Below are 23,371 nucleotides of genomic sequence, written 5' to 3' on the forward strand. Positions count from 1 at the left end.
ATCAGGCCCCTCGACGTGCCGGGGTGGGTGAGGGATCAGCTCACATCATGTCTTCGATGTCGGCGGCGATGGGGTCGGCGTCGGTGCCGATGACGACCTGGATGGCGGTGCCCATCTTGACGACGCCATGGGCGCCGGCGGCCTTGAGCGCGGCCTCGTCGACGAGGCCGGGGTCGGCGACCTCGGTGCGCAGGCGGGTGATGCAGCCCTCGATCTCCTCGATGTTGTCGATTCCGCCGAGCCCGGCGACGATCTTCTCAGCCTTGCTGGCCATGTCTTTCTCCCTGCGTTCTGAGCGTTGAGCGCTGTCCCGGCCCACCGCCGCGGCCCACCGCCTCGGCCCACCGTAGGTCCGGCTTGTCACGGTAACGCACGGTTGGCCCATCTTCACGGGTGGGTAACCATCTTGTACCGAAAGATGACGATCACCGGCGCCCTGTCGTGTGACCGGGCTCCAGGACCGTACCGCGACTGGTCTACACCAGTCTGCTACACGTGCCGAACCAGGTCTGCTCCGGGAGGACGCCGATGAGCTCCGAGAGCGCGGCCGCGCCGCGGAAGAAGTGGCGGCACGGCCTCTTCCAGGGACTCCAGAAGGTCGGCCGCAGCCTCCAGCTCCCGGTCGCCGTGCTGCCCGCGGCCGGCCTGCTGGTCAGCCTCGGGAACCTGCTCGAAGCCACTCTGGATGGGCCGTTCTGGGACCGGACGGCCAAGGTCCTGGTGGAGGGCGGCGGCGGCATTCTCGACGGCAGCCTCGGCCTGCCGCTGCTCTTCTGCATCGGCGTCGCGATCGGTTTCGCCAAGAAGTCGGACGGCTCGACCGCGCTCGCGGCGGTCGCGGGCTTTCTCGTCTACTTCAGCACGCTCAAGGCGTTCCCCGTCGCGGGTTCGGTGACGGAGGCCATGCCGGAGGGCCAACCACAGAACCCGGGGGTGCTCGGCGGCATCCTGATCGGCCTGCTGACGGCCGTGATCTGGCAGCGCTACCACCGCACCAAGCTCGTCGACTGGCTGGGGTTCTTCAACGGCCGACGGCTGGTCCCGATCATCATGGCCTTCCTCTGCTGCGCGCTCGGCGTGCTGTTCGGGCTGCTGTGGGATCCGGTCGGTGACGCGCTGACCGCCTTCTCGAAGCGGCTGATCGACCTGGGCGCATGGGGCGCGGGCATCTTCGGCGTCGCGAACCGGCTGCTGATCCCGATCGGCATGCACCAGTTCCTGAACACGTTCTTCTGGTTCCAGGCGGGCGAGTACAACGACGAGGGCACGGTGGTGCAGGGCGACCTGACGCGCTTCCTCGCCGGGGACCCGGAGGCGGGCCAGTTCATGGCCGGCTTCTACCCGATCATGATGTTCGGTCTCCCCGCGGCGGCTCTGGCGATCACACACTGCGCCCGCCCCGAGCACCGCAAGCGGGTGGCAGGACTCATGTTCTCTGTCGCCCTGACCTCCTTCGTCACCGGGGTGACCGAACCGCTCGAGTTCTCCTTCATGTTCGTGGCACCACTGCTGTACGGGCTGCACGCGCTGCTGACCGGCGCCTCCATGGCCATCACCTGGGCGCTGGGGGTGCATGTGGGCTTCAACTTCTCTGCCGGCCTGATCGACTACGTCGTCAACTGGCACCTGGGCACGAAGCAGTGGTTGATCCTGCCGATCGGCGCCTGTTTCGCAGTGGTCTACTACGTGCTCTTCCGACTGCTGATCACTTTGTTCAACATTCCTACACCTGGGCGGGAGCCGGAGGAGGTCCAGGAGGAGATGGAGCGCGACGCGACGAAATAGGTCGCCTCCCGGCACGTACGAGCTGGTGGCACAGGCCCTCGGACCGTGACGGTCCGGGGGCCCTGGCGTTCGTTGTCCGGATCGTTACGCGGTCTGCAAAATTCGCAGGTTCCTTATCGAACCACCACCGTGCTACAACAGGTCTACACCACTCAGTGGTGTAGACCACGCGGTCCGGACCATAGGCCGCATTCCCCTTGAGACGCCGCCCTCCCCGTAGTCATGCCCTCCGGCGGCGCCTTGCCCACTGGAGGAAGTTATGTCCACGGCCAGCGCCGCCCCCGGGGCGGACAAGAAGAAGATGGGCGCGGGTGCGATGGCTGTCATGCAGCGCATCGGCCGCAGCCTGATGCTGCCTGTCGCCGTGCTGCCCGCCGCCGCGCTCCTGGTGCGCTTCGGCCAGCCCGACATGCTCGGCAAGGAGTCGTACCCGACCTTCATCACCAAGATCGCCGAGTACATGTCCGCAGGCGGTGGCGCGCTCCTCGACAACATGGCGCTGCTGTTCGCCGTCGGTATCGCGATCGGGTTCGCCAAGAAGTCGGACGGTTCCACGGCGCTGGCCGCCGTGGCCGGTTATCTGGTCTTCAAGAACGTGCTGGGCACCTTCACGGACAGCAGCCTGCCGAAGAAGGAAGCCATAGTCGACGGCAAGATCGTCATGGTGGAGCAGGCGGTCGACGCCAAGGTCCTCGGCGGCGTCGTCATGGGCATCGTGGTCGCCCTGCTCTACCAGCGCTTCTACCGCACCAAGCTGCCGGAGTGGGCGGGATTCTTCGGCGGCCGCCGTCTCGTCCCGATCCTCTCCGCCTTCGCCGGTCTGATCGTCGGCATCGTCTTCGGGCTGATCTGGCCGTGGCTCGGTACCGGCCTGCACAACTTCGGTGAGTGGCTCGTCGGCTCCGGCGCGGTGGGTGCGGGCATCTTCGGTGTCGCCAACCGTGCGCTCATCCCGGTCGGCATGCACCACCTGCTGAACTCCTTCCCGTGGTTCCAGGCGGGCGAGTACAACGGCAAGAGCGGCGACATCGCACGGTTCCTCGAGGGCGACCCGACCGCCGGACAGTTCATGACCGGCTTCTTCCCGATCATGATGTTCGCCCTCCCCGCAGCCTGTCTCGCCATCGTGCACTGCGCCCGCCCCGAGCGTCGCAAGGTCGTCGGCGGCATGATGTTCTCGCTCGCGCTGACCTCGTTCGTCACGGGTGTGACCGAGCCGATCGAGTTCACCTTCATGTTCATCGCGCCGGTGCTGTACGCGGTGCATGCGGTGCTGACCGGTGTCTCCATGGCACTGACCTGGGCGCTCGGCATGAGGGACGGCTTCGGCTTCTCCGCCGGTCTCGTCGACTTCGGCCTCAACCTGGGCATCGCGTCCAACCCGTGGGGTCTGGCCCTGGTCGGTCTGTGCTTCGCGGCGGTCTACTACGTGGTGTTCCGCTTCGCGATCACCAAGTTCAACCTTCCGACGCCGGGCCGCGAGTCCGACGAGGAGCTCGCCGAGCTGCAGAAGGCCGAGGCGAAGTAAGCCGCACGGCCCACTGCGAACGCCGAAGCCCCCGCGCTGTGTCGGGGGCTTCCGCGTTGTCCCGGATGCGTCAGATCTCGAACACCGCGCCCGGGTGGGCGACCTCCGTCGGGCCAAAGTAGACGGCCGTGGCGTCGCGCAGGGTCTGCTGGGGGTCCGTCCACGGGGGGATGTGGGTGAGGACCAGCCGGCCCGCGTTCGCGCGGTGCGCGTACGCGCCCGCCTCGCGGCCGTTGAGGTGGAGGTCCGGGATGTCCTCCTTGCCGTGCGTGAAGGACGCCTCGCAAAGGAAGAGGTCGGCACCCGCCGCCAGCTCGTCCAGGCCGTCGCACACACCGGTGTCGCCGGAGTACGTCAGCGTTCTGCCGCCGTGCTCCAGCCGGATGCCGTACGCCTCGACGGGGTGCGCCAGCCGCTCGGTGCGCACGGAGAACGGACCGATCTCGAAGTGGCCCGGCTTCAGGGTGTGGAAGTCGAACACCTCACTCATGGCGGAGGCGGAGGGCGTGTCGGCGTAAGCGGTGGTCAGGCGCTGTTCGGTGCCCTCTGGGCCGTGGACCGGGATGGCGGGGCAGCGGCCGCCGTCGTGGCGGTAGTAGCGGGCGACGAAGTACCCGCACATGTCGATGCAGTGGTCCGCGTGGAGGTGGCTGAGGAAGATGGCGTCGAGGTCGTAGAGACCGCAGTGGCGCTGCAGCTCGCCGAGGGCGCCGTTGCCCATGTCGAGCAGCAGCCGGAAGCCGTCGGCCTCTACGAGGTAGCTCGAGCAGGCCGATTCCGCGGACGGGAACGACCCGGAGCAGCCGACGACGGTGAGCTTCATGGAGCTGGAACCTCCGTTGACGGGGAGGGCTGGGGGAAGGTCGTGCGGTCCGTCGAGCGTAAGGCGCCAAAGGGCTGGTCGCTCCTCAGCCGCCCCGTGTTGTGGGTAACGTCACCCCCCGTCCCGACTCGGGGACGAGGGGTGACATCGCCTGGTTCGTATGAAGTTGTGGCCGGTCGCGGAGCTCAGTGGGCTAGGCCCAGAGCTGGCCCTGCAGGGTCTCGATCGCCGCTTCGGTGGTCTCCGCCGTGTAGACGCCCGTCGACAGGTACTTCCAACCGCCGTCGGCGACGACGAAGACGATGTCCGCCGACTCGCCCGCCTTGACCGCCTTCTTGCCGACGCCGATCGCGGCGTGGAGGGCCGCGCCGGTGGAGACGCCCGCGAAGATGCCCTCCTGCTGGAGGAGTTCACGGGTGCGCGTGACGGCGTCCGCGGAGCCGACCGAGAAGCGGGTGGTCAGCACGGAGGCGTCGTAGAGCTCGGGGACGAAGCCCTCGTCAAGGTTGCGCAGGCCGTAGACGAGGTCGTCGTAGCGCGGCTCGGCGGCGACGATCTTCACGTCGGGCTTGTTCTCGCGCAGAAAGCGTCCGACGCCCATGAGCGTGCCCGTGGTGCCGAGGCCGGCCACGAAGTGGGTGACGGACGGCAGGTCGGCGAGGATCTCCGGGCCGGTGGTGGCGTAGTGGGCGCCGGCGTTGTCCGGGTTTCCGTACTGGTAGAGCATCACCCAGGACGGGTTCTGCTCCGCGAGCTCCTTGGCGACGCGCACGGCGGTGTTGGAGCCGCCCGCCGCCGGGGACGAGATGATCTCGGCGCCCCACATCTTGAGCAGGTCCCGGCGTTCCTGGGAGGTGTTCTCCGGCATGACGCAGACGATGCGGTAGCCCTTGAGCTTGGCCGCCATCGCCAGCGAGATGCCGGTGTTGCCGCTGGTGGGCTCGAGGATGGTGCAGCCGGGGGTGAGGCGGCCGTCCTTCTCCGCCTGCTCGACCATGTGGAGGGCGGGGCGGTCCTTGATCGAGCCGGTGGGGTTGCGGTCCTCGAGCTTGGCCCAGATCCGGACGTCGCCGGAAGGGGACAGCCGCGGGAGCCGGACCAGGGGCGTGTTGCCCACGGCCGCCAGCGGGGAGTCGTAGCGCATCGGGGATCAGACCATCCCGCCGGCGACGGCCGGGAGGATCGTGACACTGTCGCCGTCCGCGAGCTTGGTGGAGATGCCGTCGAGGAAACGGACGTCCTCGTCGTTGAGGTACACGTTCACGAAGCGACGCAGCTGGTCGCCGTTCGCCTTGTCGACGATCCGCTCCTCGATGCCGTTGTGGCGGCTCTCGAGGTCGGCGAAGAGCTCGGCAAGGGTGTCCCCGTTGCCCTCGACCGCCTTGGCGCCGTCGGTGTAGGTGCGGAGGATGGTCGGGATGCGGACCTCGATGGCCATGACGTGGGCTCCTGTTGTGGTGGTGGCGTAGGGGCGCGCGGCTGTGGACCCCCGCGCGTGGGGGCGGTGCTGGCTGAAGCGCTCGTACGTCAGGACGCGGCGCGGCCGGCGCGGTCCGTACACATCGCGCTGGCGAGGCGGCACAGGTCGACGTGCAGCCGCGCCACGAGCAGCAGGGTGCTCGGCGTCTTGTCGCTCACGTCAGGGAGAACCATGCGGTCATCGTATCGATTCCCGGTCCGTGTCCCGGAGTGTGATCTCACATGACGGACGACGGACGCTCAGAATGCGGGCAGGGGGCGAAAAGGTGATGGCCGGAGAGCCGTCACGGGTGTTCGGCGACCCCCGCATCGACCTCGTAGACGTCGGCGGGCAACTGCGGTGCGAGGCGTCCGAGGGGGTTCCGCGGGCGGCGATCCGCCCGCCCTTCTCGTAACGGGGGCCGTGGACGCCGAGAGCGGCGGGCGGGATGGTCGGGATCACAGGACGGCTGCTTCGGGGCGCCGGCGCATCAGCCACAGGAACAGCGGCCCTCCGGTGAGCGCGGCGAGGAGGCCGACGGGTACGTACCTGGGGGCCGACGGCCGTACGGGCCGCGAGGTCGGCAACGACGAGTGCGGTCGCCCAGCCGAGACGGCGACGGGCAGCAGGGCGCGGTGGGGAGCGCCGACGGCAAGCCCGGCGGCGTGCGCACCATCGGGCCGATGAAGCCGGCGGCGCCGGGACGGCGACCAGCACTCGGCGGTGACGCGAGCACGAACGCGGCGGCACGAAAGCGCGCGGTGTCCGTATATGTGCGCCTGACGCCGTCGCCCTCGTCACCCCCCAGTGGGTGAGGGTGCAGGGGAAGCCGGAGGCCGGCGGCCTCGGGGCCGGCCTCCGCCCCGGCGGTGCAGCCGGTCAGCGGGACAAGGGCCTCCACCGGGGCTTACGCGTCCCCAGGGTGGTCGGAGCAGGCGGCGGGCCAGTTGCCGACTTCCGGGCAGGGCCTGGCCGCAGTGGCGGGACCGTGCCGGGTTCGCACCGGCTTCCCGGGTCCTGCGGCCTCCATGCCGAGTGGTCGGCGCTCAGTACGCCGTGACGGCGGTGGGCACCCGCGGGCGTCCTCAGTACGCCTCGACTACCTTCACGTCTTCCTCTGTGATCACACCGTCCACGATGCGGAACGAGCGGAACTGGAACGGCCCCGCGTCGTCGGTATCGGCGGTCGAGACCAGCACGTAGTGGGCGCCGGGCTCGTTGGCATAGCTGACGTCGGTGCGCGAGGGGTACGCCTCGGTCGCGGTGTGCGAGTGGTAGATGATCACCGGCTCCTCGTCGCGGTCGTCCAGCTCGCGGTAGAGCTTGAGCAGGTCCCCGGAATCGAACTCGTAGAACGTGGGCGACCGGGCCGCGTTCAGCATCGGGATGAAGCGCTCGGGACGGCCGGAGCCCTCCGGTCCGGCGACGACGCCGCAGGCCTCGTCGGGGTGGTCCTCACGGGCGTGGGCGACGATCTGGTCGAAGAGGGCCTGGGTGATGGTCAGCATGGGCCACAGGATAGGCAGATGGCCTCCGGATCCGAGATCCGGAGGCCATCAGGTGAGACGGGTGGTGGACACCACCGCCGCGTCAGTCGGACTTCGTCGCGTACTCCCGCGGCGTGTGCTCGGCGATCCGCGGGTTGCTCCGCTTCAGCACCTGCCAGCCGACGGCCAGGCCGACGGCCCAGACAGCCGCCACGTACAGCGAGATCCGGCCCGCCTCGTCGAGGGCGACCATGGCGGTCACGCCGACCAGGAAGAGCAGGGCGACCCAGCTGAAGAGCGCGCCGCCCGGGGCCGGGAAGGACGAGGCACCCAGCCGTCCCGCGTCCACCGCGGAGCGGTAGCGGATGTGGCTGACGAGGATCATCATCCAGGTCCAGATGCCGGCCGCGGTGGCCACGGACACGACGTATCCGAAGGCCTTCTCCGGGACGATGTAGTTGAGGACCACGCCGATGCCCATCAGGGTCACGGAGACGGCGATGCCGATGGCCGGGGTGCGGCGGGCGTTGAGCCTGCCGAGGGCCTCGGGGGCCTCTCCGTTGGAGGCGAGGTCGCGCAGCATCCGGCCGGTGGAGTACATGCCGGAGTTGCAGGAGGACAGCGCCGCGGTGAGGACCACGAAGTTGACGATGCCCGCGGCGAGCGGGATGCCGATCTTCTCGAAGGCGTGCACGAAGGGGCTCTCGCCCGCGGAGAACTCCGTCCACTTGACGACGGAGAGGATCACGACCAGGGCGCCGACGTAGAAGATGATGATGCGCCAGGGCAGCGTGTTGATCGCCTTGGGCAGGGTCTTCTCGGGGTTCTCCGACTCACCCGCCGTGACACCGACGAGCTCCACCGCGAGGTAGGCGAACATGACGCCCTGGAGGGTCATCAGGCTCGAGCCGATGCCGTTGGGGAAGATCCCGTCGTAGGACCAGAGGTTGGAGACGGAGGCGGTGTCACCGGCGTCGGAGAAGCCGAGGGTGAGGACGCCGAGACCGATCACGATCATGCCGATGATCGCGGTGACCTTGATCATGGAGAACCAGAACTCGACCTCCCCGAAGATCTTCACCGAGATCAGGTTGACGCCGAAGAGCACCACCAGGAAGACCAGGGCGCTGACCCATTGCGGGATCTCGGGGAACCAGAAGTGGATGTAGATGGCCGCGGCGGTCAGCTCGGCCATGCCGGTGACGATCCACATCAGCCAGTACGTCCAGCCGGTGACGAAGCCGAAGAACGGGCCGAGGAACTCACGGGCGTACTCGGCGAAGGAGCCGGAGACAGGGCGATACAGGAGCAGCTCTCCGAGCGCTCGCATGATGAAGAAGATGACGACGCCTGCGAGGGCGTACATCAGGATGATGCTGGGACCGGCCTTGGCGATGTTCGCGCCGGCCCCCATGAAGAGTCCGACGCCGATGGCCCCGCCGATGGCGATCATCTGGACCTGCCGGCTGCCGAGCCCGCGCTCGTAGCCTTCCTGCGAAGTGTTGCCCCCGGCCTCGTCGCCGGTGTGCTTGTCGACCTGCACCGAGGTCATGGTGATGCGCCTTTCTCCATGCTGATCCGCGCCGGCGAGTAGCGCCGCTGCGGATCAGGTCCTGATCCCCCCGGATGTGGATGGAGTGCCACCGGCGGTCCGCCGGTTCAAGCGCACTCGGAGGACAGGGGTGGCGTCCCCCGAGCGGTCGTGAAGATTTATCACGCCCGCAACAGTGATCCACTCGGTGGAAAGTGACGCACACCACAGGGAGAACCGGACAAAGGACGCGCCGCGTGAGGAACGGCGACGATCGATTGACGCGATCGTTATCCGGATTTGAGGGTCCGTTGAGCGAACGGGAACGTCGCCGGCACCCTCAGGACATCAGTGCCTCGACGAGCGTCTCCTGGAGGGCGCCGAGCCACAGGTACGCCATGACCATGGGCTTGCGCGGATCGGAGTCCGGGAGGCGGTACAGGGCCGCACTCTCGTCGTCCTCGCCGACGTCGAGGCGGGTGCCGATGGTCAGCCGCAGGTCATTGAGGGCGCCGAGCCAGTGGAGACAGTCGTCGGAGCCCAACTCCAGGACGGCGCCGGCGTCGCCGACGGGAGCCAGTGCGTCGAGGGTCTTCACGACGACGAGGGCGTCCTCGCGCTTGCGGGTACGCAGGTCCTTCTCGGTGAAGCGCCTGAACTCGGCGGACGCGGCCCGCAGTTCCTCGTCGGGCGGCCCCGCCTCCGGATCGGCGTAGGCCTCAGGGAAGAGGCGGGCGAGCGCCGGATCGGAGGGCGGCTCGCTGGGCCCCTCCGCGAACAGGGCGGCCAGCGGGTCCTCGCCCTGGGCGGGCTCGTCGCCGGGCCCGATGAGTTCGAGGAGCTGGACGGCGAGGGACCGCAGGATCGCGACCTCGACCTCGTCCAGGCGGACGGTCGCCCCGCCGCCGGCGAGCGGCTCGAAGTGAGAGCTCATCAGCCGCGGTCCTGGGTGAGCGTGGCCCACAGTCCGTATCCGTGCATCGCCTGCACGTCACGCTCCATCTCCTCGCGGCTGCCGCTGGAGACGACGGCGCGTCCCTTGTGATGGACGTCGAGCATCAGCTTGTGCGCCTTGTCCTTCGAGTAGCCGAAGTAAGCCTGGAAGACGTAGGTGACATAGCTCATCAGATTGACCGGGTCGTTGTGCACCAGCGTCACCCAGGGCACGTCCGGCTCCGGGACGACATGCGTCTCCTCCGCCGACTCCGGTCGTTCGATCTCTACGGGCATCGTCACTCCACCCATGCTGCCACCCGGGAGGCCGCATCGCACAAACGGCCCCGCCGCATCACGGCAACCCGTCGGAACGAGATCTCGTCAGACTGACGAAATGTGCGCTAGCATCGCCGTCATGAACACTGCAGACCTTGGGCTGCCGGTGGACGTGCCGTCGACCGCGCTCTTCACCGACCAGTACGAGTTCACGATGCTTCAGGCGGCGCTGAAGGCCGGCACGGCCGAGCGGCGTTCCGTCTTCGAGGTCTTCACCCGACGCCTGCCCGAGGGCCGGCGCTACGGCGTGGTGGCCGGCACCGGCCGAGTGCTGGACGCCGTCGAGAACTTCCGCTTCGACCCCGGCGTCCTCGGCTTCCTGCGGGAGGCACGCATCGTCGACGAGCCCACGCTCGAGTGGCTCGCCGGCTACCGCTTCCGCGGCAGCATCTGGGGCTACCCCGAGGGCGAGGTGTACTTCCCCGGCTCACCGATCGTCCGGGTCGAGGGTTCCTTCGCCGAATGCGTGCTGCTCGAGACGGTGATCCTGTCCATCCTCAACCACGACTCCGCGATCGCCGCCGCCGCCTCGCGGATGTCGACGGCCGCGCGCGGGCGCCGGCTCATCGAGATGGGCGCGCGCCGCACCCACGAGCTGTCCGCAGTCGCCTCGGCGCGCGCCGCCTACGTCGGCGGCTTCGACTCCACGTCCGACCTGGCGGCCGGCTTCCGCTACGCCATCCCCACCGTCGGCACCAGTGCACACGCCTTCACCCTGCTGCACGACAGCGAGCGCGGCGCCTTCCAGGCCCAGGTCGACTCGTTGGGGCGGGGCACGACACTGCTGGTCGACACGTACGACGTGGCCGAGGCCGTCCGTACGGCCGTCGACATCGCCGGCCCGGAACTCGGGGCCGTACGCATCGACTCCGGCGACCTGCTGCTCGTGGCGCACCGGGTACGCCAGCAGCTGGACGAGCTCGGCGCGGTCGACACCAAGATCGTGGTCACCTCCGACCTCGACGAGTACGCGATCGCGTCGCTGGCGGCCGCACCTGTCGACGCCTATGGGGTCGGCACCCAGCTGGTCACCGGCAGCGGCCACCCCACCTGCTCGATGGTCTACAAGCTCGTCGCGCGCGCCCGGTCCGCCGATCCCTCCGCACCGCTGCAGCCGGTGGCCAAGAAGTCGCTGGGCGGCAAGATGTCGATCGGCGGCCGCAAGTGGGCGGCGCGCCGCCGGGACGCGGACGGGGTCGCGGAGGCCGAGGTCGTGGGCGTCGGCGAGGTACCGCCGGAGCTCGCCGGGCAGCAGCTGCTGGTGGAGCTCGTCAAGGGCGGGGAGGTCGTCGCCCGCGAGCCGCTGGACGCGGCCCGCGACCGGCACATCGCGGCGCGGGCCGGGCTTCCGATGTCGGCGATACAGCTCTCGCGCGGCGAACCGGTGATCCCCACCGAGTACGCGTGATACTGCCGGTGCCCGCGGGGCGCATGAAGTGTCCACGATCGGGCACGTGAACGCCGCAGGCCCCTGCGGGCCGCCGCCCCCTCCCCTACGGCGTGGTGAGTGTCTACGCTCAGTAGTTCTGCAGGTCCTTGACCCGACCGTCCGCCTCTTTCCGTCTCCCGTATCCCACCGAAGGAAGCCCGTCATGCACCGCGCCTTGATCGTCGTGGACGTTCAGAACGACTTCTGCGAGGGCGGCAGCCTTGCGGTGACGGGAGGTGCCGACGTCGCGGCCGCCATCACCGAGCTGATCGGCCAGGCCCAGCCGGGCTACCGCTATGTGGTCGCCACCCGTGACCACCACGTCGAACCCGGAAGCCACTTCTCCGACAACCCCGACTTCGTCGACTCCTGGCCGCCGCACTGCGTGGCCGGCACGGAGGGCGTCGGCTTCCACCCGAACTTCGCGCCGGCCGTCGCCTCCGGCGCGATCTCCGCGGTCTTCGACAAGGGCGCGTACGCGGCGGCGTACAGCGGCTTCGAGGGCACGGACGAGAACGGCTCGACGCTCGCGCAGTGGCTGCGGGCGCATGAGGTCACCGAGGTGGACGTGGTCGGCATCGCGACCGACCACTGCGTGCGGGCGACGGCGCTGGACGCGGCGCGCGAGGGCTTCACCACGCAGGTGCTCCTCGACCTCACGGCGGGGGTCTCGGAGGAGACGACGGCGAGGGCGCTGGAGCGGTTGCGGGAGGCCGGGGTCGAGCTGAGCGGCAAGCCGGTGCTCTGACGCGCGGTCGCTGCGCGCGCCAGGGAGCGTCCACGCCCGTACCGGGCCGCGCCGGTGGGGGCCGCCGCGCTGGGCCGTTTGCCCCACCCGCCCTTTCCGGAACCGGGCCCCCGCCCGGACCCGTTCCACGGGGCTGCTGAGCGCCGGCGGGGCCTGCCCCTCCGCTCGAATGCCGGTGGCGCCCGCCCCGCCCACGCGGTCGGTCACACCGGGCGGCGGAGGAGCGCGCGGGCCGGGGCCCAGAGTTCCCGCGTGGCGTCCTGGTCGGGGCGCCACAGCAGACCGTCGGGGTGGTGCAGCACCGCTGTGATCTCGTCCGGCGTCGGCGGCGCCGCGTTCCCCCGTAGATACACCGCTCTGAGCCCCAGATTGCGCAGCCGCGTCAACGCCCTCGCGCGGTTCGCCGCATGGACCAGAAAGCGGAGTGTGCCGTCGCGGCCGGCCGGGCTCGGCAGGTTGAGCGCGACGACCACGCTGCCGTTGGGCAGCTTGCAATAACCTCCGCCGGGCATGCGGAACCACTCCCCCGTGAGCTCACTGTCAATAAGAACCTGGTCAGACGCACCTAAACACGATCGGCCGCCGCCCGCTAGAGGGCGACGGCCGATCATGCTCTGACCTGCGATATTACGGATTAATTGGTCGACGGGCCAACCTTGACCGTGATCGTCTGGCCGCTGCGCGGCTCCTTGACGATCGAGATCTTGGTGTTGGTGTCAGTTACCTTGACGCTGCCCGTCGGGTTCTCGGCGTACCAGTAGACGCCGTTGCGGTCGTCGAAGACCGCGTTGCCTCGCTGCGAGGCGATCCAGTGCGGCTTGTCCGCGTTGTGCAGCCAGAAGCTGTCCGTGCGGTAGCGGCTGAACGTCGAGTCGAACGTCTGGATCTTGTTGCGGAGCACCGTGCCGTCCGACCACTTCATCGGCTTGGCGTGGGCGTCGATCGGCAGGACCAGACCCTCACCGTGGTGGGCGCTGGTGTTGTTGTCCTTCTGCGCGGTGTCCCACTGCCAGATCAGCAGACCGTTCTGGTAGGGGTAGTGCTCGACCCAGTTGTCCCTGGGCGCCTTGAAGCCGAAGTTGTACGGACCGGCCTTCAGCGTCTTGTCGTACGACACGTACTGGCGGTTCTCGGCGATGTAGTACTGCTCGTACTCGAGTGTGAAGGACTCACCGATGCGGTTGAAGCCCTTCGCGGTCCAGCCCTCGACGTCGCCCTCGGCGTTGTCGGAGAAGACCGGCGCGCCGTCGGCCTTGACGGTGATGGCGTCGGCCGTGAAGCCCTTGCCGGCCACGCCGCCGTCCGTCTGGTAGCGGAAGCGGACGTCGACCTTCTTGCCCGCGTAGGCGTCCAGCGAGTAGGCGAGCTTCTTGTGGCCCTCGGAGGGACCGGTCAGAGCCGGCTTGTCGCTCGAGTCGCGGGTGATCGCCTTGCCGTCCGCCGTGCCGTCCAGCGGCGTCCAGTTGGCGCCGCCGTCCGTCGACACCTCGGTGTAGAGGTAGTCGTAGTCGGCCTCGATGTCCCACCAGCCGTCGAGCTCCAGCGAAGCCGTGGACCTGCCGGTGAGGTCGACCGTGCGGGACAGGGTGTTCTTGAGGTCGTCACCCATGTCGCTCCACCACTGCTGGGAGCCCTCGGCGGGCTTCACGACACTGGTGGTGACGGCCTTCTTCGGCAGTTCGACGACGAGCGCCTGCGGCTTCTTCGTGTTGTACGCCGACACACCCAGGGTATGGGTGGACTTCGTCGCCGCCTTGGCCGTCTCGTAGTTGAGCCAGCCGAGCTGCAGCTTGTCCCAGGCGGTCATGTCGCCCGGGAGGTCGCCGATGGACTCCTTGCCGGTGCCCAGCCAGGAGCCGGCCGACATCAGGGTCCAGTAGCCGGTCGAGTTCTCGCCGCCGCCGGAGGTGTCGTAGTGGTCCGGCAGACCGAGGTCGTGGCCGTACTCGTGGGCGAAGACCCCGAGGCCGCCGTTCTCGGGCTGCACGGTGTAGTCGCCGACCCAGATGCCGGTGTTGCCGATCTGGGTGCCACCGGCCTTGTTGTTCGCCGGGCCGGACCTGCCGGCGTCGGTTCCGTAGGCGTACCAGCGGTGGGCCCACAGGGCGTTCGGGCCCTGGACGCCGCCGCCGGCCGACTCGTCCTCACCGGCGTGGACGAACTGGAAGTGGTCGATGTAGCCGTCGGTCTCGTTGAAGTTGCCGTCGCCGTCGTGGTCGTACCGGTCCCACTTGTCGTACTCGGCGAGCGTCGCCTTGATCTCGGCGTCGGACCTGCCCTTGGCCTTCTGGTCGGCGGCCCAGGCGTTCACGCCGTCGCGTACGGCGTCCCAGGCGTTGGCGCAGTTGGACTGGCCGCAGTAGTTGGAGCCGTAGCGGGCCTCGTTGTACTCGACCTTGACCCAGTCGGAGACCGTGCCGTCGACCGAGTAGCGGCCGGAGGAGGTCTTCTCGTAGTAGGTCTTCAGGGAGTGCTTCGGCTGCCCGTCCTTGTCCTTGCCGGTGCCGAAGTACAGGTCCTGGAAGTGCTCCTGGTCGTAGTCCGCCTGCCAGGCGGTCGAGTTGTCGTTCGACCGGTCGGGCTCGGCGATCCGGTTGTGCAGCGGGCCGGGCGTGCCGCCGAACTTCTTGACCGGCGGCTTGGGGCCGGCGCCGTCCGGGTCGAACATCGTCGTGTCGTCGACCTTGTCGCCGAACTCCACGAGGATGGTGAAGATCTTGTCGGTCTTCTCCCGGGCGAGCTCGACATACTTCTTGTCGTCGAGCTTGACGACCTTGGAGCCGCCACGCTTCTGTACGGTGGCATCCCCGGCTATGAGCTGCTCGAGGGCGGCCTGGCGCTGCTGCTCCTGCTGTTTGCTGAACGGACCCTCGAGGTCGTGCTCGACATGGCCCTTGTGCGGTGCCGGGTCGTGCCGCTCGATGCCCGCAGGGTCCGACGACTTCTGGCCGTCGGCCTGCGCGCTGGTGAACGCAGAAGCCGTCGCAGTCGTCGCGGCAAGGGCCACGAGCACCGCGGACGCTCTGAACGTCCTTCGCTTGCTGGTCACTTGATGGTGTCCTCCCCCGCGTCCCGTCGCCGCTGCGGACCGGTTGTGGGGTCGTCCGCGCGCGCGGTATCGCGTCTCAAGTGACGACATTCGACCGGAGTTGAGGAAGAAAAGACAGACCTTGACTTGCACAGACCAACTGCACTATGCAGGAGCAGGGTTCCGCTATCCGGACGATGGTGAATCAGGACAAGAGGCGCAGAGTTCTGGCCACTTGACCGAGCGAATGAACCAATGCGCCCCCCATGCACCGGCACCGTGGGTTAGGTCACGCTTACTGCCGGCTCCGCACGGGCATCCACCGTCGTAGAGTCTTGTGTCAGTGCGAATCGTCCAGACTCCGACCTGCCCCTGTCCCGAGGACGGATACCGTCATGCCGCGTCCGACTGCCGCACAGCTCGCCTATGGTTCGGCCACCGTCGTCTTCTCGACCGTCGCCCTCCTGCTGCTGACCCGCACCACCGACGGCATCGCGGTCGCCGCGATCGGCATCGCCTCGCTGGCACTCGGGCTCCTGGTCGCCATGAGGCCGCCCCTGCGCCGCGGGACCAGGCGGACCGGGACCGCCACCGGCCCCGCCGCCTCCGCCGCCCCTGACGGAATCACCACCCGTGTCCCCGCCCCCCGTTCGCACACCGGGGGCGAGGCCAGGGTCGGCGAGCACTCACTGCGTCGCTGACACCACCACGGTCTTGCCGGACTTGTCGTGCAGGCCCTGCCGGTACGGCTTGTCGGTGAGCACCGTGATGACGATGACCAGCCACCAGATGCAGTAGCAGCACACCAGCGCGGGCACCCACAGCACGGCCGCGCGGAGCAGCGAGGAGCCGACGTCCGGCACCCGGCCGTCGTTGAGCATCGCGGTCCGCAGCTTCATGATCTTCTTGCCGACGGTCTGCCCGTTGTTCTTCGCCGTCATGACCGTGTCGTAGCCGACGTAGGCGACCAGGGTGATCAGCGACCACAGCCACTGGCGGCCGGAGTTCACCCGGTCCGCGACCTCGTCCCAGTCGTCGCCGCCATAGGTGACCTCGACGCCGCCGAAGGCAAACGAGATGAGCACCAGCGGCACAAAGACGATGATCATGTCGATGATCCTGGCCAGCACCCGTTTGCCGAACGGGGCGAGCGGCGGCATGCCCGCGAGCGGGTCGGCCGCCCCGTACGGGCCGCCTCCGTAGGCACCCCCGTCGTACGGCGGCGGCTGACCACCACCGCCCGCACCGTACGGCCCGCCCTCCCCGCCGTACGGAGAGCCGTAGGGCGAACCGCCGCCTGCAGGGGGGCCGTCCGCGGGGGGCGGGGTCGACTCGCCGGGACCCGTCGGTTCCTGCGGTTCCTGCGGCTTCTTTCGGAACGGGTCGTCGTCGGGCGGCCCGTGCGGCGGCTGGTCGTTGCTCATGGGGGCAGTGCATCCCGGCCCCATGAGCCCCGCAACGGCTCGCGCGCGTTCGGGGGAACCGCTGCACGGGCCGTACGGCGACGGGTCAGCCGGTCACGAACGTGTGCGCGGCCTTGTCGTGCCAGCACTGCCGCCAGGGGCGGTCGAACAGGCACCAGAGCACATTGAGCACACCGACGACGAGGACGCCGAGCACGCTGTAGAGGAGCCAGCGGCGCAGCGCGGCGCCGAACACCGGCGGCTCATGGGTCTCGATGTCCAGCACCTTCACACCGCAGAGCTTCTTGCCGAGCGTCCGGCCCCACTTTGCGGTCGGCAGCGACTCGTACAGCACGCCGAGCACGAGCAGGGCGCCGAGGACGATGCCGAGGTGGCCCGCGGTGGTGCCGTCGAGCAGCCACACCGTCACCGTCTCGCCGGTGAGCTTCGCCGCTTCGATCTTGTCGTCGATGTGGGCGCGGGTCTGTGCGAGGACCGGGACGGCCACGGCGCCGACGAGCGCGCCGAGCAGCACCGTGTCGATCAGACGGGCGGCCAGCCGCTTGCCGAGTCCGGCGGGCCGGGCGGCGGCCTGGGCCTGGGCGGCGGCCAGGAACGGGTCGTTGACGGGGGGCTTCCACGGAAGGACGGGCTCGCCCGGGCCGGTGCCGGGGGTCTGGGCGAGCTGGTGCACCTGCTGTGCCCAGGAGGCCGCGCCGCCACCCGCGCTGCTGGTCACCGGCGGCTGGGACTGTGCGGGCACCTGGGGCTGGGCCGGCGCTTGCTGAGCAGCCTGTGCCGGGGCCGGGTTCACCGGGGCCTGGGGGGCGGGGGACGTGTGGGATGCGGCGGGCTGCGGGCCCTGCCGCCCGGCGGCCGCCTCACCGGTGTTGCCGACCGGACGGATCGTCATCGTGCCGTCGGGCTGTCCTGGGCGCTGGGCCCGGATGGTGACGGTGTTCTCAGCCGGCTGGCGCGGCACCGGCGTAGGGCGGGCGGGCGGTTCCTCCGCCACGCCGGAGGAACCCGGCCCCTTGCCGGGGCGCACCGCACGGATGGCGACGGTGCCGTCGGCCGGCGGCTCGCCCGCCGAGGACGTGCTCACCGGGCGGACCTCGCCGGGGACCTCGTCGGCAGCGGGTCCGGTCTGCGGGCCCACGGAGCGTACGCCGGGCAGCTTGCCGCCGGTCGGGTCGGCGGGCGAGGCGGGCCCGGCCGGGCGGCGCGGATCGGCGGGTGCGTCGAAAGCCGCCGGCCGATCGGCGCCACGGGGGTCGCCGCCCCACGAGACCCGGTTGTCGAGGTCGCCGCCGAAGCCGGCCTGACGTGAGACATCGGCCTGCCAAGCGGTGGCCGGTTCGGGGCGCGACGGCTCGTTGGACGGCTCCTCGTCGAGGAACACCGGCCCGGTCTCCTCCACGGAGGGGGCGGGCGGTGCGGGGGCCGCCGCGGCAGGTGCGGAGGGGGCCGCCGACGGGGGCGGCGTGGGCATGGCTTCGCCCTCCTTCGGGGCGGGCCTGCTCGTACCGGGCACCCATGCCGCACCGTTCCAGTACCGGACGTATCCGGGAATGGACGGGTCCGGGTAGTAGCCGGGCGTGGGGCTGCCGTCGCCGGTTGCCGGGGTGGGGGCGCTCATCACCGTGGTCCCGTATCTCTTCGAGGCCTCAATTCAAGGCACCACATCTATCAGACCCGCGCACACCGCTGGGCCGGTCCTGCCGTAACGACTTCCTTCCGGTCACTCCATGGTCACGGAAAGTTACCGCCGGAAATCGCGTAATACCGGTGATGGAGGGCGCTCTCTTTCCGTGAGGCCCGCTCACCGGGCCGACGCAGCAGGACTACAGGAGGGAAGAGACCCATGCAGACCGTGGTGGAACGCGAGCTGGAAATGCAGCTGGTGCTGTCGCCGGAGCGCACCGTCCCCGTACCGGCCCTGCTGTCCTACCGGACCGACGACCCCTATGCGGTGCACATCGTCTTCCACGTCGGCTCGGACCACCCCGTCAGCTGGACGTTCGCCCGCGAGCTGCTGATCGAAGGGGTGTTCCGACCGTCCGGCACCGGAGACGTACGGGTCCGGCCGTCGAGGAGCGAGGGACAAGGCGTCATCCTCGTGGCACTGAATTCACCCGATGGGGAAGCGTTGCTGGAGGCGTCGTCCCAGGGGGTGTCGGCCTGGCTGGAGCAGACGCTGCGGGTCGTACCGCCCGGCTCCGAGTCGTCGGCGCTGGGGATCGACGCGGCCCTGGCCGAGCTGCTGGCCCCGGCCGGAGCGGACGAGATGCGTGCACACGGCACCTCCGGCGACCCGCAGGACGGCGATGCCTGAGCCGCGGGACCGGCGGAACCTGCCCGGGACGCGTCAGAAGAGCTTGCCCGGGTTGAGGATGCCGAGGGGGTCGAAGGTCTGCTTGATGCCGCGCTGCAACTCGAGACTGACCGGTCCGAGTTCGCGCGCCAGCCATTCCTTCTTCAGCACGCCGACGCCGTGTTCGCCGGTGATGGTGCCGCCCAGCTCCAGTCCGAGCGCCATGATCTCGTCGAACGACTCGCGGGCACGCCGCGACTCGTCGGGGTCGAGGTGGTCGAAGCAGACGACGGGGTGGGTGTTGCCGTCACCGGCATGGGCGCAGACTCCGATGGTCAGGTCGTACTTCTGCGCGATCGCGGCCGTGCCGTCGATCATCGCGCCGAGCTTCGAGCGCGGTACGCAGACGTCGTCGATCATCGTCGCCGACTTGACGGTCTCCAGGGCCGTCAGCGACATCCGGCGGGCCTGGAGCAGCAGTTCGGACTCGGCGGCGGTGTCCGCGGGGACCACCTCGCTCGCACCCGCAGCCGCGCACAGCGCGCCGACGGCGGCCAGGTCGGCCGCGGGATCGGGCGTGTCGAAGGCGGCGAGGAGAAGGGCCTCCGTCGTCTCGGGCAGACCCATGTTGGCCAGTTTGTTGACCGCGCGGACCGTGGTGCGGTCCATGATCTCCAGCAGCGAGGGGGTGTGGCCGCGTTCCATGATCGCGCATACGGCGTCGCAGGCCGTGGCCGCCGAAGGGAACTCGGCGGCCAGCACCAGCTGGGCCGGCGGCTGCGGCCGTAGCGCCAGGACCGCCTCGACAACGATGCCGAGGCTGCCCTCCGAGCCGACGAAGAGGCGGGTCAGGTCGTATCCGGCGACCCCCTTGGCGGTGCGGCGGCCGGTGTTCAGCAGCCGCCCGTCGGCGAGGACGACCTTCAGGCCGAGGACGTACTCTGCCGTCACCCCGTACTTGACGCAGCACAGGCCGCCGGACGCGGTGCCGATGTTGCCGCCGATCGTGCACATCTCCCAGCTGGAGGGGTCCGGCGGGTAGTACAGACCGTGCTCGCCCACGGCGCGCGACAGCACCGCGTTGACGACGCCCGGCTCGACGACGGCGATCCGGTCGACCGGACTGATCTCCAGGATCCGGTTCATCTTGGTCAGCGACAGCACGATGCAGTCGTCGGACGCGTTGGCAGCGCCCGACAGGCCCGTACGGGCGCCCTGCGGCACGACCGGCACCCGTAGTTCCGTGGCGGTGCGCATCACGTGCTGCACCTGCTCGACGGTGCGCGGCAGCACCACGACGGCGGGATTGCCCGCCGCGCAGAAGCTCGCCATGTCGTTGCCGTACGACGCGGTGACGTCGGGGTCGGTGAGGAGGGCTTCGGCGGGCAGACCGGCGCGCAGCCGCTCGAGGAGATCGTCCATGATCCCAAGCGTCGCACCGGGGGCCATCGGTGTGAACCCGTCTGCGTTCCGCTCGACGGGTCAGAGTGTGTTCTTCGTATTGGCTGTGTGCTGCCGCACAGTGAGCGCCATGAAGAGCGAAACCCTGAAGAACGCCGCTGTCAGCACGCTGGTCGGCGCGACACTGGTCACCGGGGTGATCGTGCTCGCGCCCGGTTGGGGGGACGCACCGCCGCCCGCCCCCGGCCCCGTGGCGAGGGCGATGACCGCCGCCGACACCGGCGCGCCGGCCTCGCTCGCCGATCTGGAGGCATTGATCCGCGACCGGGAGCGCTTCCTGCGGGACCATCCGGGTGACCAGGAGTCGTGGGCGGTGCTGGGCTCCGCGTACGTGGAGCGCGGCGACCGGCTCGGGGACACGGCCCAATACTCCAAGGCGGAGCGCGCGCTGAAGCGGTCGATGATCGAGATGCCGGCCGCCGAGGGCAACGTCGACGCGCTCGTGGGAATGGCGGAACTGGCCAACGCCCGGCACGACTACGCCGGGGCGCGCGGTTACGCCGAGCTTGCCAGGAAGCACGAGCCGGAGCGCTCGGCCGTGTATCCGGCACTGATCGACGCGTACAACGGGCTCGGCGAGTACGGAGCGGCCGGCAAGGCCATGGACAAGCTGCTGGAACTGCAGAGCGGACCGCAGGTGCAGGGCCGGGAGGCGCGGGTCTACTGGAACAAGGGCTGGCGCGAGGACGCGGCGGCCCTGGCGTACGGCGCGACCGCGAACTCCCGCACTCCCGTGGAGAAGGCCGTCGCCCTGCACCGCGAGGGCGAACTGGCCTGGGAGCGTGGTGAGCCCGAAGAAGCCGTGGAGCACTACACCAAGGCACTGAAGGCCGTGCCCGAGAACCACCGGTCACTGGCCGGCCGGGCGCGTGCGCTGGTGGCGCTGGACCGCACCGACGAGGCGCTGACCGACTACCGGGCCGCGCTGGCGAAGGCGCCGCTGCCCGAGTACGCGCTGGAGTACGGCGAGCTGTACGACTCGCTGGGGCTGAACGGGGACGCCGCCACGCAGTATCGGCTCGTGCGGGAGCAGGTGACCCGCGCCGGCGAGCACGGCGTCGACGGCGACCTGGTGCTGGCCCGCTACGAGTCCGACCACGGGGACCCTGCCGCCGCGGTACGCCGGCTCCAGGGCGAATGGCGGCGCGGCCACCGCAGCGTGCAGGTCGCGGACGCGATGGGGTGGGCCCTGTACAAGGCGGACCGGGTGGAGGACGCGCTGCCGTTCGCGAAGCTCGCGAACGGCCAGGGGCTGCGCAGCGCGCTGTTCTCCTACCACCTCGGCGAGATCGAGCGCGCGCTCGGCGACTACGGTCCCGCGCGGCGTCACATCGACGAAGCGCTGCGGACGAACCCGTACTTCTCCCCGCTGCTGGCGCCGCTCGCGCGGGAGGCGCGGGAGTCGCTCGGCGAGCCGCCGGAGGGTGGGCCTGCCGACTTGACGGGGGACGGGCCGGAGCTGATCGAGCCGCTGCCGTCGCCTTCGGAGACGCCGTCGGAGTCGGAGTCTGCTTCGCCGTGGTCCGAGTCTGCTTCGCCTTGGTCCGAGTCACCTTCGCAGTGGGCCGAGTCTCCTTCGCAGTGGGCCACCGCTTCCGCGTCCCTCGGGGCGCCTTCGGCGCCTGCGCCTCCCTCGGCCTCGGTGAGCACCGTGGCATCGCCTGCGCCGGCCGCGGCGACACCCACCCCCGAGCTGCGGCCGGTTCAGCGCCCGGCGGCCCCGGCGTCGGCGGTGAACACGGCCGGCTGACCGGCCGCCCGCGATCGTGAACAGGTGGTGCACGACGCCGCGGCCCCACGGGTCAGGTCCGTGGGGCCGCGGCGGTGGCAGGGGCGGCGCGTCAGAGGTTCCCGCGCTTCTCCTGCTCGCGCTCGATCGCCTCGAAGAGCGCCTTGAAGTTGCCCTTGCCGAAGCCCATCGAACCGTGCCGCTCGATCATCTCGAAGAAGACCGTGGGGCGGTCCTGGACCGGCTTGGTGAAGATCTGCAGCAGGTAGCCGTCCTCGTCGCGATCGACGAGGATCTTCAGCTCGCGCAGCGTCTCGACCGGCACCCGGGTATCGCCGGCCCACTCGCCGAGGGTGTCGTAGTACGAGTCGGGGGTGTCGAGGAACCTGACGCCCGCGGCGCGCATGGAGCGGACGGTGGCGACGATGTCGTTCGTGGCGAGCGCGATGTGCTGGACGCCGGCGCCGCCGTAGAACTCGAGGTACTCGTCGATCTGCGACTTCTTCTTCGCGATCGCCGGCTCGTTGATCGGGAACTTCACCTTGAGGGTGCCGTCGGCGACCACCTTCGACATGAGGGCGGAGTACTCGGTGGCGATGTCGTCGCCCACGAACTCCTTCATGTTGGTGAAGCCCATGACCTTGTTGTAGAAGCCGACCCACTCGTTCATCCTGCCGAGTTCGACGTTGCCCACGCAGTGGTCGATGGCCTGGAAGGTGCGCTTGGCCGGCGGCTCGACGATCGGGCCGGCGGCGACGAAGCCGGGCAGGTAGGGGCCGTCGTAGCCGCTGCGCTCGACGAGGGTGTGGCGGGTCCTGCCGTAGGTGGCGATGGAGGCCATCACGACAGTGCCGTGCTCGTCCTTGAGCTCGTACGGCTCGGCGATGCCGGTAGCGCCGTGCTCGACCGCGTATGCGTACGCCTTGCGCGCGTCGGGCACCTCGATGGCCAGGTCGACGACGCCGTCACCGTGGGCGGCGACGTGGTCGGCGAGGAAACGGCCCCAGTCGGTGGACGCCTTGATCACGGAGGTGAGGACGAAGCGGGCGGCGCCGTTGGTGAGGACGTAACTCGCGGTCTCGCGGCTGCCGTTCTCCGGTCCGGAGTAGGCGACGAGCTTCATGCCGAAGGCCGTGGAGTAGTAGTGGGCGGCCTGCTTGGCGTTGCCGACGGCGAAGACGACCGCGTCCATTCCCTTCACCGGGAAGGGGTCGGCCTGCCGCGCGGTGTGGGGGGTGTGATCGATGGTCTCAGTCATACGGGAAGGCTCCCGCCGATCCACAAGGTGCGCAATAGTTTGTAGTTCAGCTGGGCAATCTGCCCAGTAGAGGTCCGCATTCGCCGGACGTTGTGTACAGGATGACCATCGGGAGG

At 69.6% G+C, this 23,371-nt stretch carries 22 protein-coding genes and 1 pseudogene; 7 read left to right on the top strand and 16 right to left on the bottom strand.

Features of this window, described 5'->3' with window-relative positions:
- Positions 1–40: 40 nt before the first annotated feature.
- Entirely contained in the window at positions 41–385 is a 345-nt protein-coding gene (locus IE198_RS06520; protein WP_308426793.1) for a PTS sugar transporter subunit IIB, read from the bottom strand.
- A 143-nt stretch (positions 386–528) separates the two neighbouring features.
- Between IE198_RS06520 and IE198_RS06525 the strand changes: the two genes are divergently transcribed.
- Together IE198_RS06525 and IE198_RS06530 are read left to right on the top strand one after the other, a co-directional pair.
- Complete coding sequence (locus IE198_RS06525) at positions 529–1,785, top strand: PTS transporter subunit EIIC (protein ID WP_189883596.1); 1,257 nt, start codon at positions 529–531, stop codon at positions 1,783–1,785.
- A gap of 259 nt (positions 1,786–2,044) precedes the next feature.
- A complete protein-coding gene (locus tag IE198_RS06530) occupies positions 2,045–3,313 on the top strand; it encodes a PTS transporter subunit EIIC (RefSeq protein ID WP_189883598.1) in 1,269 nt (422 codons plus the stop codon).
- A 70-nt stretch (positions 3,314–3,383) separates the two neighbouring features.
- Here IE198_RS06530 and IE198_RS06535 read toward each other — a convergent pair whose 3' ends face one another.
- The 9 genes and pseudogenes from IE198_RS06535 to clpS all read right to left on the bottom strand — a co-directional run bounded on the left by IE198_RS06535 (position 3,384) and on the right by clpS (position 9,858).
- Entirely contained in the window at positions 3,384–4,136 is a 753-nt protein-coding gene (locus IE198_RS06535; protein ID WP_189883600.1) for an MBL fold metallo-hydrolase, read from the bottom strand.
- 193 nt (positions 4,137–4,329) lie between these two features.
- Positions 4,330–5,280, bottom strand: coding sequence for a PLP-dependent cysteine synthase family protein (locus tag IE198_RS06540; RefSeq protein WP_189883602.1), 951 nt, complete (start codon positions 5,278–5,280; stop codon positions 4,330–4,332).
- A gap of 6 nt (positions 5,281–5,286) precedes the next feature.
- Positions 5,287–5,574 carry a MoaD/ThiS family protein gene (locus tag IE198_RS06545; protein ID WP_189883604.1) on the bottom strand — a complete coding sequence of 96 codons (288 nt, stop codon included), beginning with the start codon at positions 5,572–5,574 and terminating at the stop codon, positions 5,287–5,289.
- A gap of 89 nt (positions 5,575–5,663) precedes the next feature.
- The gene (locus IE198_RS36050) at positions 5,664–5,789 is read right to left on the bottom strand and encodes a putative leader peptide (protein ID WP_267895594.1); all 126 of its coding nucleotides are present in this window, start codon (positions 5,787–5,789) and stop codon (positions 5,664–5,666) included.
- A 264-nt stretch (positions 5,790–6,053) separates the two neighbouring features.
- Positions 6,054–6,403: pseudogene (locus IE198_RS34995) on the bottom strand (iron chelate uptake ABC transporter family permease subunit); the annotation flags it as partial.
- Positions 6,404–6,680: 277 nt separating this feature from the next.
- Positions 6,681–7,103: a M67 family metallopeptidase gene (locus IE198_RS06550; protein ID WP_100107341.1), complete on the bottom strand. Its 423-nt coding sequence runs from the start codon at positions 7,101–7,103 to the stop codon at positions 6,681–6,683.
- A gap of 82 nt (positions 7,104–7,185) precedes the next feature.
- Positions 7,186–8,634, bottom strand: coding sequence for an amino acid permease (locus IE198_RS06555; RefSeq protein ID WP_189883606.1), 1,449 nt, complete (start codon positions 8,632–8,634; stop codon positions 7,186–7,188).
- Positions 8,635–8,953: 319 nt separating this feature from the next.
- The gene (locus IE198_RS06560; protein WP_189883608.1) at positions 8,954–9,547 is read right to left on the bottom strand and encodes a DUF2017 domain-containing protein; all 594 of its coding nucleotides are present in this window, start codon (positions 9,545–9,547) and stop codon (positions 8,954–8,956) included.
- Entirely contained in the window at positions 9,547–9,858 is a 312-nt protein-coding gene (gene clpS / locus IE198_RS06565) for an ATP-dependent Clp protease adapter ClpS (protein WP_100107345.1), read from the bottom strand. Before clpS ends, IE198_RS06560 begins: the two co-directional genes overlap by 1 nt.
- A 106-nt stretch (positions 9,859–9,964) precedes the next feature.
- Here clpS and IE198_RS06570 point away from each other — a divergent pair, with 106 nt between their 5' ends.
- Entirely contained in the window at positions 9,965–11,293 is a 1,329-nt protein-coding gene (locus IE198_RS06570) for a nicotinate phosphoribosyltransferase (protein ID WP_189883610.1), read from the top strand.
- 184 nt (positions 11,294–11,477) lie between these two features.
- Positions 11,478–12,062, top strand: coding sequence for a nicotinamidase (locus IE198_RS06575; protein ID WP_189883612.1), 585 nt, complete (start codon positions 11,478–11,480; stop codon positions 12,060–12,062).
- A gap of 203 nt (positions 12,063–12,265) precedes the next feature.
- Here IE198_RS06575 and IE198_RS06580 read toward each other — a convergent pair whose 3' ends face one another.
- Positions 12,266–12,574 carry a hypothetical protein gene (locus IE198_RS06580; RefSeq protein ID WP_189883614.1) on the bottom strand — a complete coding sequence of 103 codons (309 nt, stop codon included), beginning with the start codon at positions 12,572–12,574 and terminating at the stop codon, positions 12,266–12,268.
- A gap of 122 nt (positions 12,575–12,696) precedes the next feature.
- Positions 12,697–15,111 (bottom strand): immune inhibitor A domain-containing protein, encoded by a 2,415-nt coding sequence (locus tag IE198_RS06585; RefSeq protein WP_189883617.1) that lies wholly within the window; start codon positions 15,109–15,111, stop codon positions 12,697–12,699.
- Positions 15,112–15,485: 374 nt separating this feature from the next.
- Between IE198_RS06585 and IE198_RS06590 the strand changes: the two genes are divergently transcribed.
- Entirely contained in the window at positions 15,486–15,791 is a 306-nt protein-coding gene (locus IE198_RS06590) for a hypothetical protein (RefSeq protein ID WP_189883619.1), read from the top strand.
- On the opposite strand, the gene IE198_RS06595 is transcribed toward IE198_RS06590, so the two are convergent.
- Together IE198_RS06595 and IE198_RS06600 are read right to left on the bottom strand one after the other, a co-directional pair.
- Positions 15,777–16,514, bottom strand: a complete 738-nt coding sequence (locus IE198_RS06595; protein WP_189883621.1) for an RDD family protein — start codon at positions 16,512–16,514, stop codon at positions 15,777–15,779. The two genes, IE198_RS06590 and IE198_RS06595, sit on opposite strands and share 15 nt — an antisense overlap.
- Positions 16,515–16,599: 85 nt before the next feature.
- Complete coding sequence (locus tag IE198_RS06600) at positions 16,600–18,132, bottom strand: RDD family protein (protein ID WP_189883623.1); 1,533 nt, start codon at positions 18,130–18,132, stop codon at positions 16,600–16,602.
- 225 nt (positions 18,133–18,357) lie between these two features.
- Here IE198_RS06600 and IE198_RS06605 point away from each other — a divergent pair, with 225 nt between their 5' ends.
- Complete coding sequence (locus IE198_RS06605; RefSeq protein WP_189883625.1) at positions 18,358–18,828, top strand: SsgA family sporulation/cell division regulator; 471 nt, start codon at positions 18,358–18,360, stop codon at positions 18,826–18,828.
- 33 nt (positions 18,829–18,861) lie between these two features.
- Here the strand turns inward: IE198_RS06605 and IE198_RS06610 are convergent, their stop codons facing one another.
- The gene (locus IE198_RS06610) at positions 18,862–20,229 is read right to left on the bottom strand and encodes an FAD-binding oxidoreductase (RefSeq protein WP_189883627.1); all 1,368 of its coding nucleotides are present in this window, start codon (positions 20,227–20,229) and stop codon (positions 18,862–18,864) included.
- Between the two features lie 109 nt (positions 20,230–20,338).
- Here IE198_RS06610 and IE198_RS06615 point away from each other — a divergent pair, with 109 nt between their 5' ends.
- Positions 20,339–22,018 carry a tetratricopeptide repeat protein gene (locus IE198_RS06615; RefSeq protein WP_189883629.1) on the top strand — a complete coding sequence of 560 codons (1,680 nt, stop codon included), beginning with the start codon at positions 20,339–20,341 and terminating at the stop codon, positions 22,016–22,018.
- A 91-nt stretch (positions 22,019–22,109) separates the two neighbouring features.
- Here the strand turns inward: IE198_RS06615 and hppD are convergent, their stop codons facing one another.
- A complete protein-coding gene (gene hppD / locus IE198_RS06620) occupies positions 22,110–23,255 on the bottom strand; it encodes a 4-hydroxyphenylpyruvate dioxygenase (protein ID WP_189883631.1) in 1,146 nt (381 codons plus the stop codon).
- Between the last annotated feature and the right edge of the window lie 116 nt (positions 23,256–23,371).

This window comes from Streptomyces xantholiticus (assembly GCF_014651015.1).
GTDB lineage: Bacteria > Actinomycetota > Actinomycetes > Streptomycetales > Streptomycetaceae > Streptomyces > Streptomyces xantholiticus.

Bases quoted from the DNA above. Each gene is read 5' to 3' on its own strand.
- IE198_RS06520 (WP_308426793.1), bottom strand. From the start codon at position 385: ATGGGCCAACCGTGCGTTACCGTGACAAGCCGGACCTACGGTGGGCCG.
- IE198_RS06525 (WP_189883596.1), top strand. From the start codon at position 529: ATGAGCTCCGAGAGCGCGGCCGCGCCGCGGAAGAAGTGGCGGCACGGC.
- IE198_RS06530 (WP_189883598.1), top strand. From the start codon at position 2,045: ATGTCCACGGCCAGCGCCGCCCCCGGGGCGGACAAGAAGAAGATGGGC.
- IE198_RS06535 (WP_189883600.1), bottom strand. From the start codon at position 4,136: ATGAAGCTCACCGTCGTCGGCTGCTCCGGGTCGTTCCCGTCCGCGGAA.
- IE198_RS06540 (WP_189883602.1), bottom strand. From the start codon at position 5,280: ATGCGCTACGACTCCCCGCTGGCGGCCGTGGGCAACACGCCCCTGGTC.
- IE198_RS06545 (WP_189883604.1), bottom strand. From the start codon at position 5,574: ATGGCCATCGAGGTCCGCATCCCGACCATCCTCCGCACCTACACCGAC.
- IE198_RS36050 (WP_267895594.1), bottom strand. From the start codon at position 5,789: ATGGTTCTCCCTGACGTGAGCGACAAGACGCCGAGCACCCTGCTGCTC.
- IE198_RS06550 (WP_100107341.1), bottom strand. From the start codon at position 7,103: ATGCTGACCATCACCCAGGCCCTCTTCGACCAGATCGTCGCCCACGCC.
- IE198_RS06555 (WP_189883606.1), bottom strand. From the start codon at position 8,634: ATGACCTCGGTGCAGGTCGACAAGCACACCGGCGACGAGGCCGGGGGC.
- IE198_RS06560 (WP_189883608.1), bottom strand. From the start codon at position 9,547: ATGAGCTCTCACTTCGAGCCGCTCGCCGGCGGCGGGGCGACCGTCCGC.
- clpS (WP_100107345.1), bottom strand. From the start codon at position 9,858: ATGGGTGGAGTGACGATGCCCGTAGAGATCGAACGACCGGAGTCGGCG.
- IE198_RS06570 (WP_189883610.1), top strand. From the start codon at position 9,965: ATGAACACTGCAGACCTTGGGCTGCCGGTGGACGTGCCGTCGACCGCG.
- IE198_RS06575 (WP_189883612.1), top strand. From the start codon at position 11,478: ATGCACCGCGCCTTGATCGTCGTGGACGTTCAGAACGACTTCTGCGAG.
- IE198_RS06580 (WP_189883614.1), bottom strand. From the start codon at position 12,574: ATGCCCGGCGGAGGTTATTGCAAGCTGCCCAACGGCAGCGTGGTCGTC.
- IE198_RS06590 (WP_189883619.1), top strand. From the start codon at position 15,486: ATGCCGCGTCCGACTGCCGCACAGCTCGCCTATGGTTCGGCCACCGTC.
- IE198_RS06595 (WP_189883621.1), bottom strand. From the start codon at position 16,514: ATGAGCAACGACCAGCCGCCGCACGGGCCGCCCGACGACGACCCGTTC.
- IE198_RS06600 (WP_189883623.1), bottom strand. From the start codon at position 18,132: ATGAGCGCCCCCACCCCGGCAACCGGCGACGGCAGCCCCACGCCCGGC.
- IE198_RS06605 (WP_189883625.1), top strand. From the start codon at position 18,358: ATGCAGACCGTGGTGGAACGCGAGCTGGAAATGCAGCTGGTGCTGTCG.
- IE198_RS06610 (WP_189883627.1), bottom strand. From the start codon at position 20,229: ATGGACGATCTCCTCGAGCGGCTGCGCGCCGGTCTGCCCGCCGAAGCC.
- IE198_RS06615 (WP_189883629.1), top strand. From the start codon at position 20,339: ATGAAGAGCGAAACCCTGAAGAACGCCGCTGTCAGCACGCTGGTCGGC.
- hppD (WP_189883631.1), bottom strand. From the start codon at position 23,255: ATGACTGAGACCATCGATCACACCCCCCACACCGCGCGGCAGGCCGAC.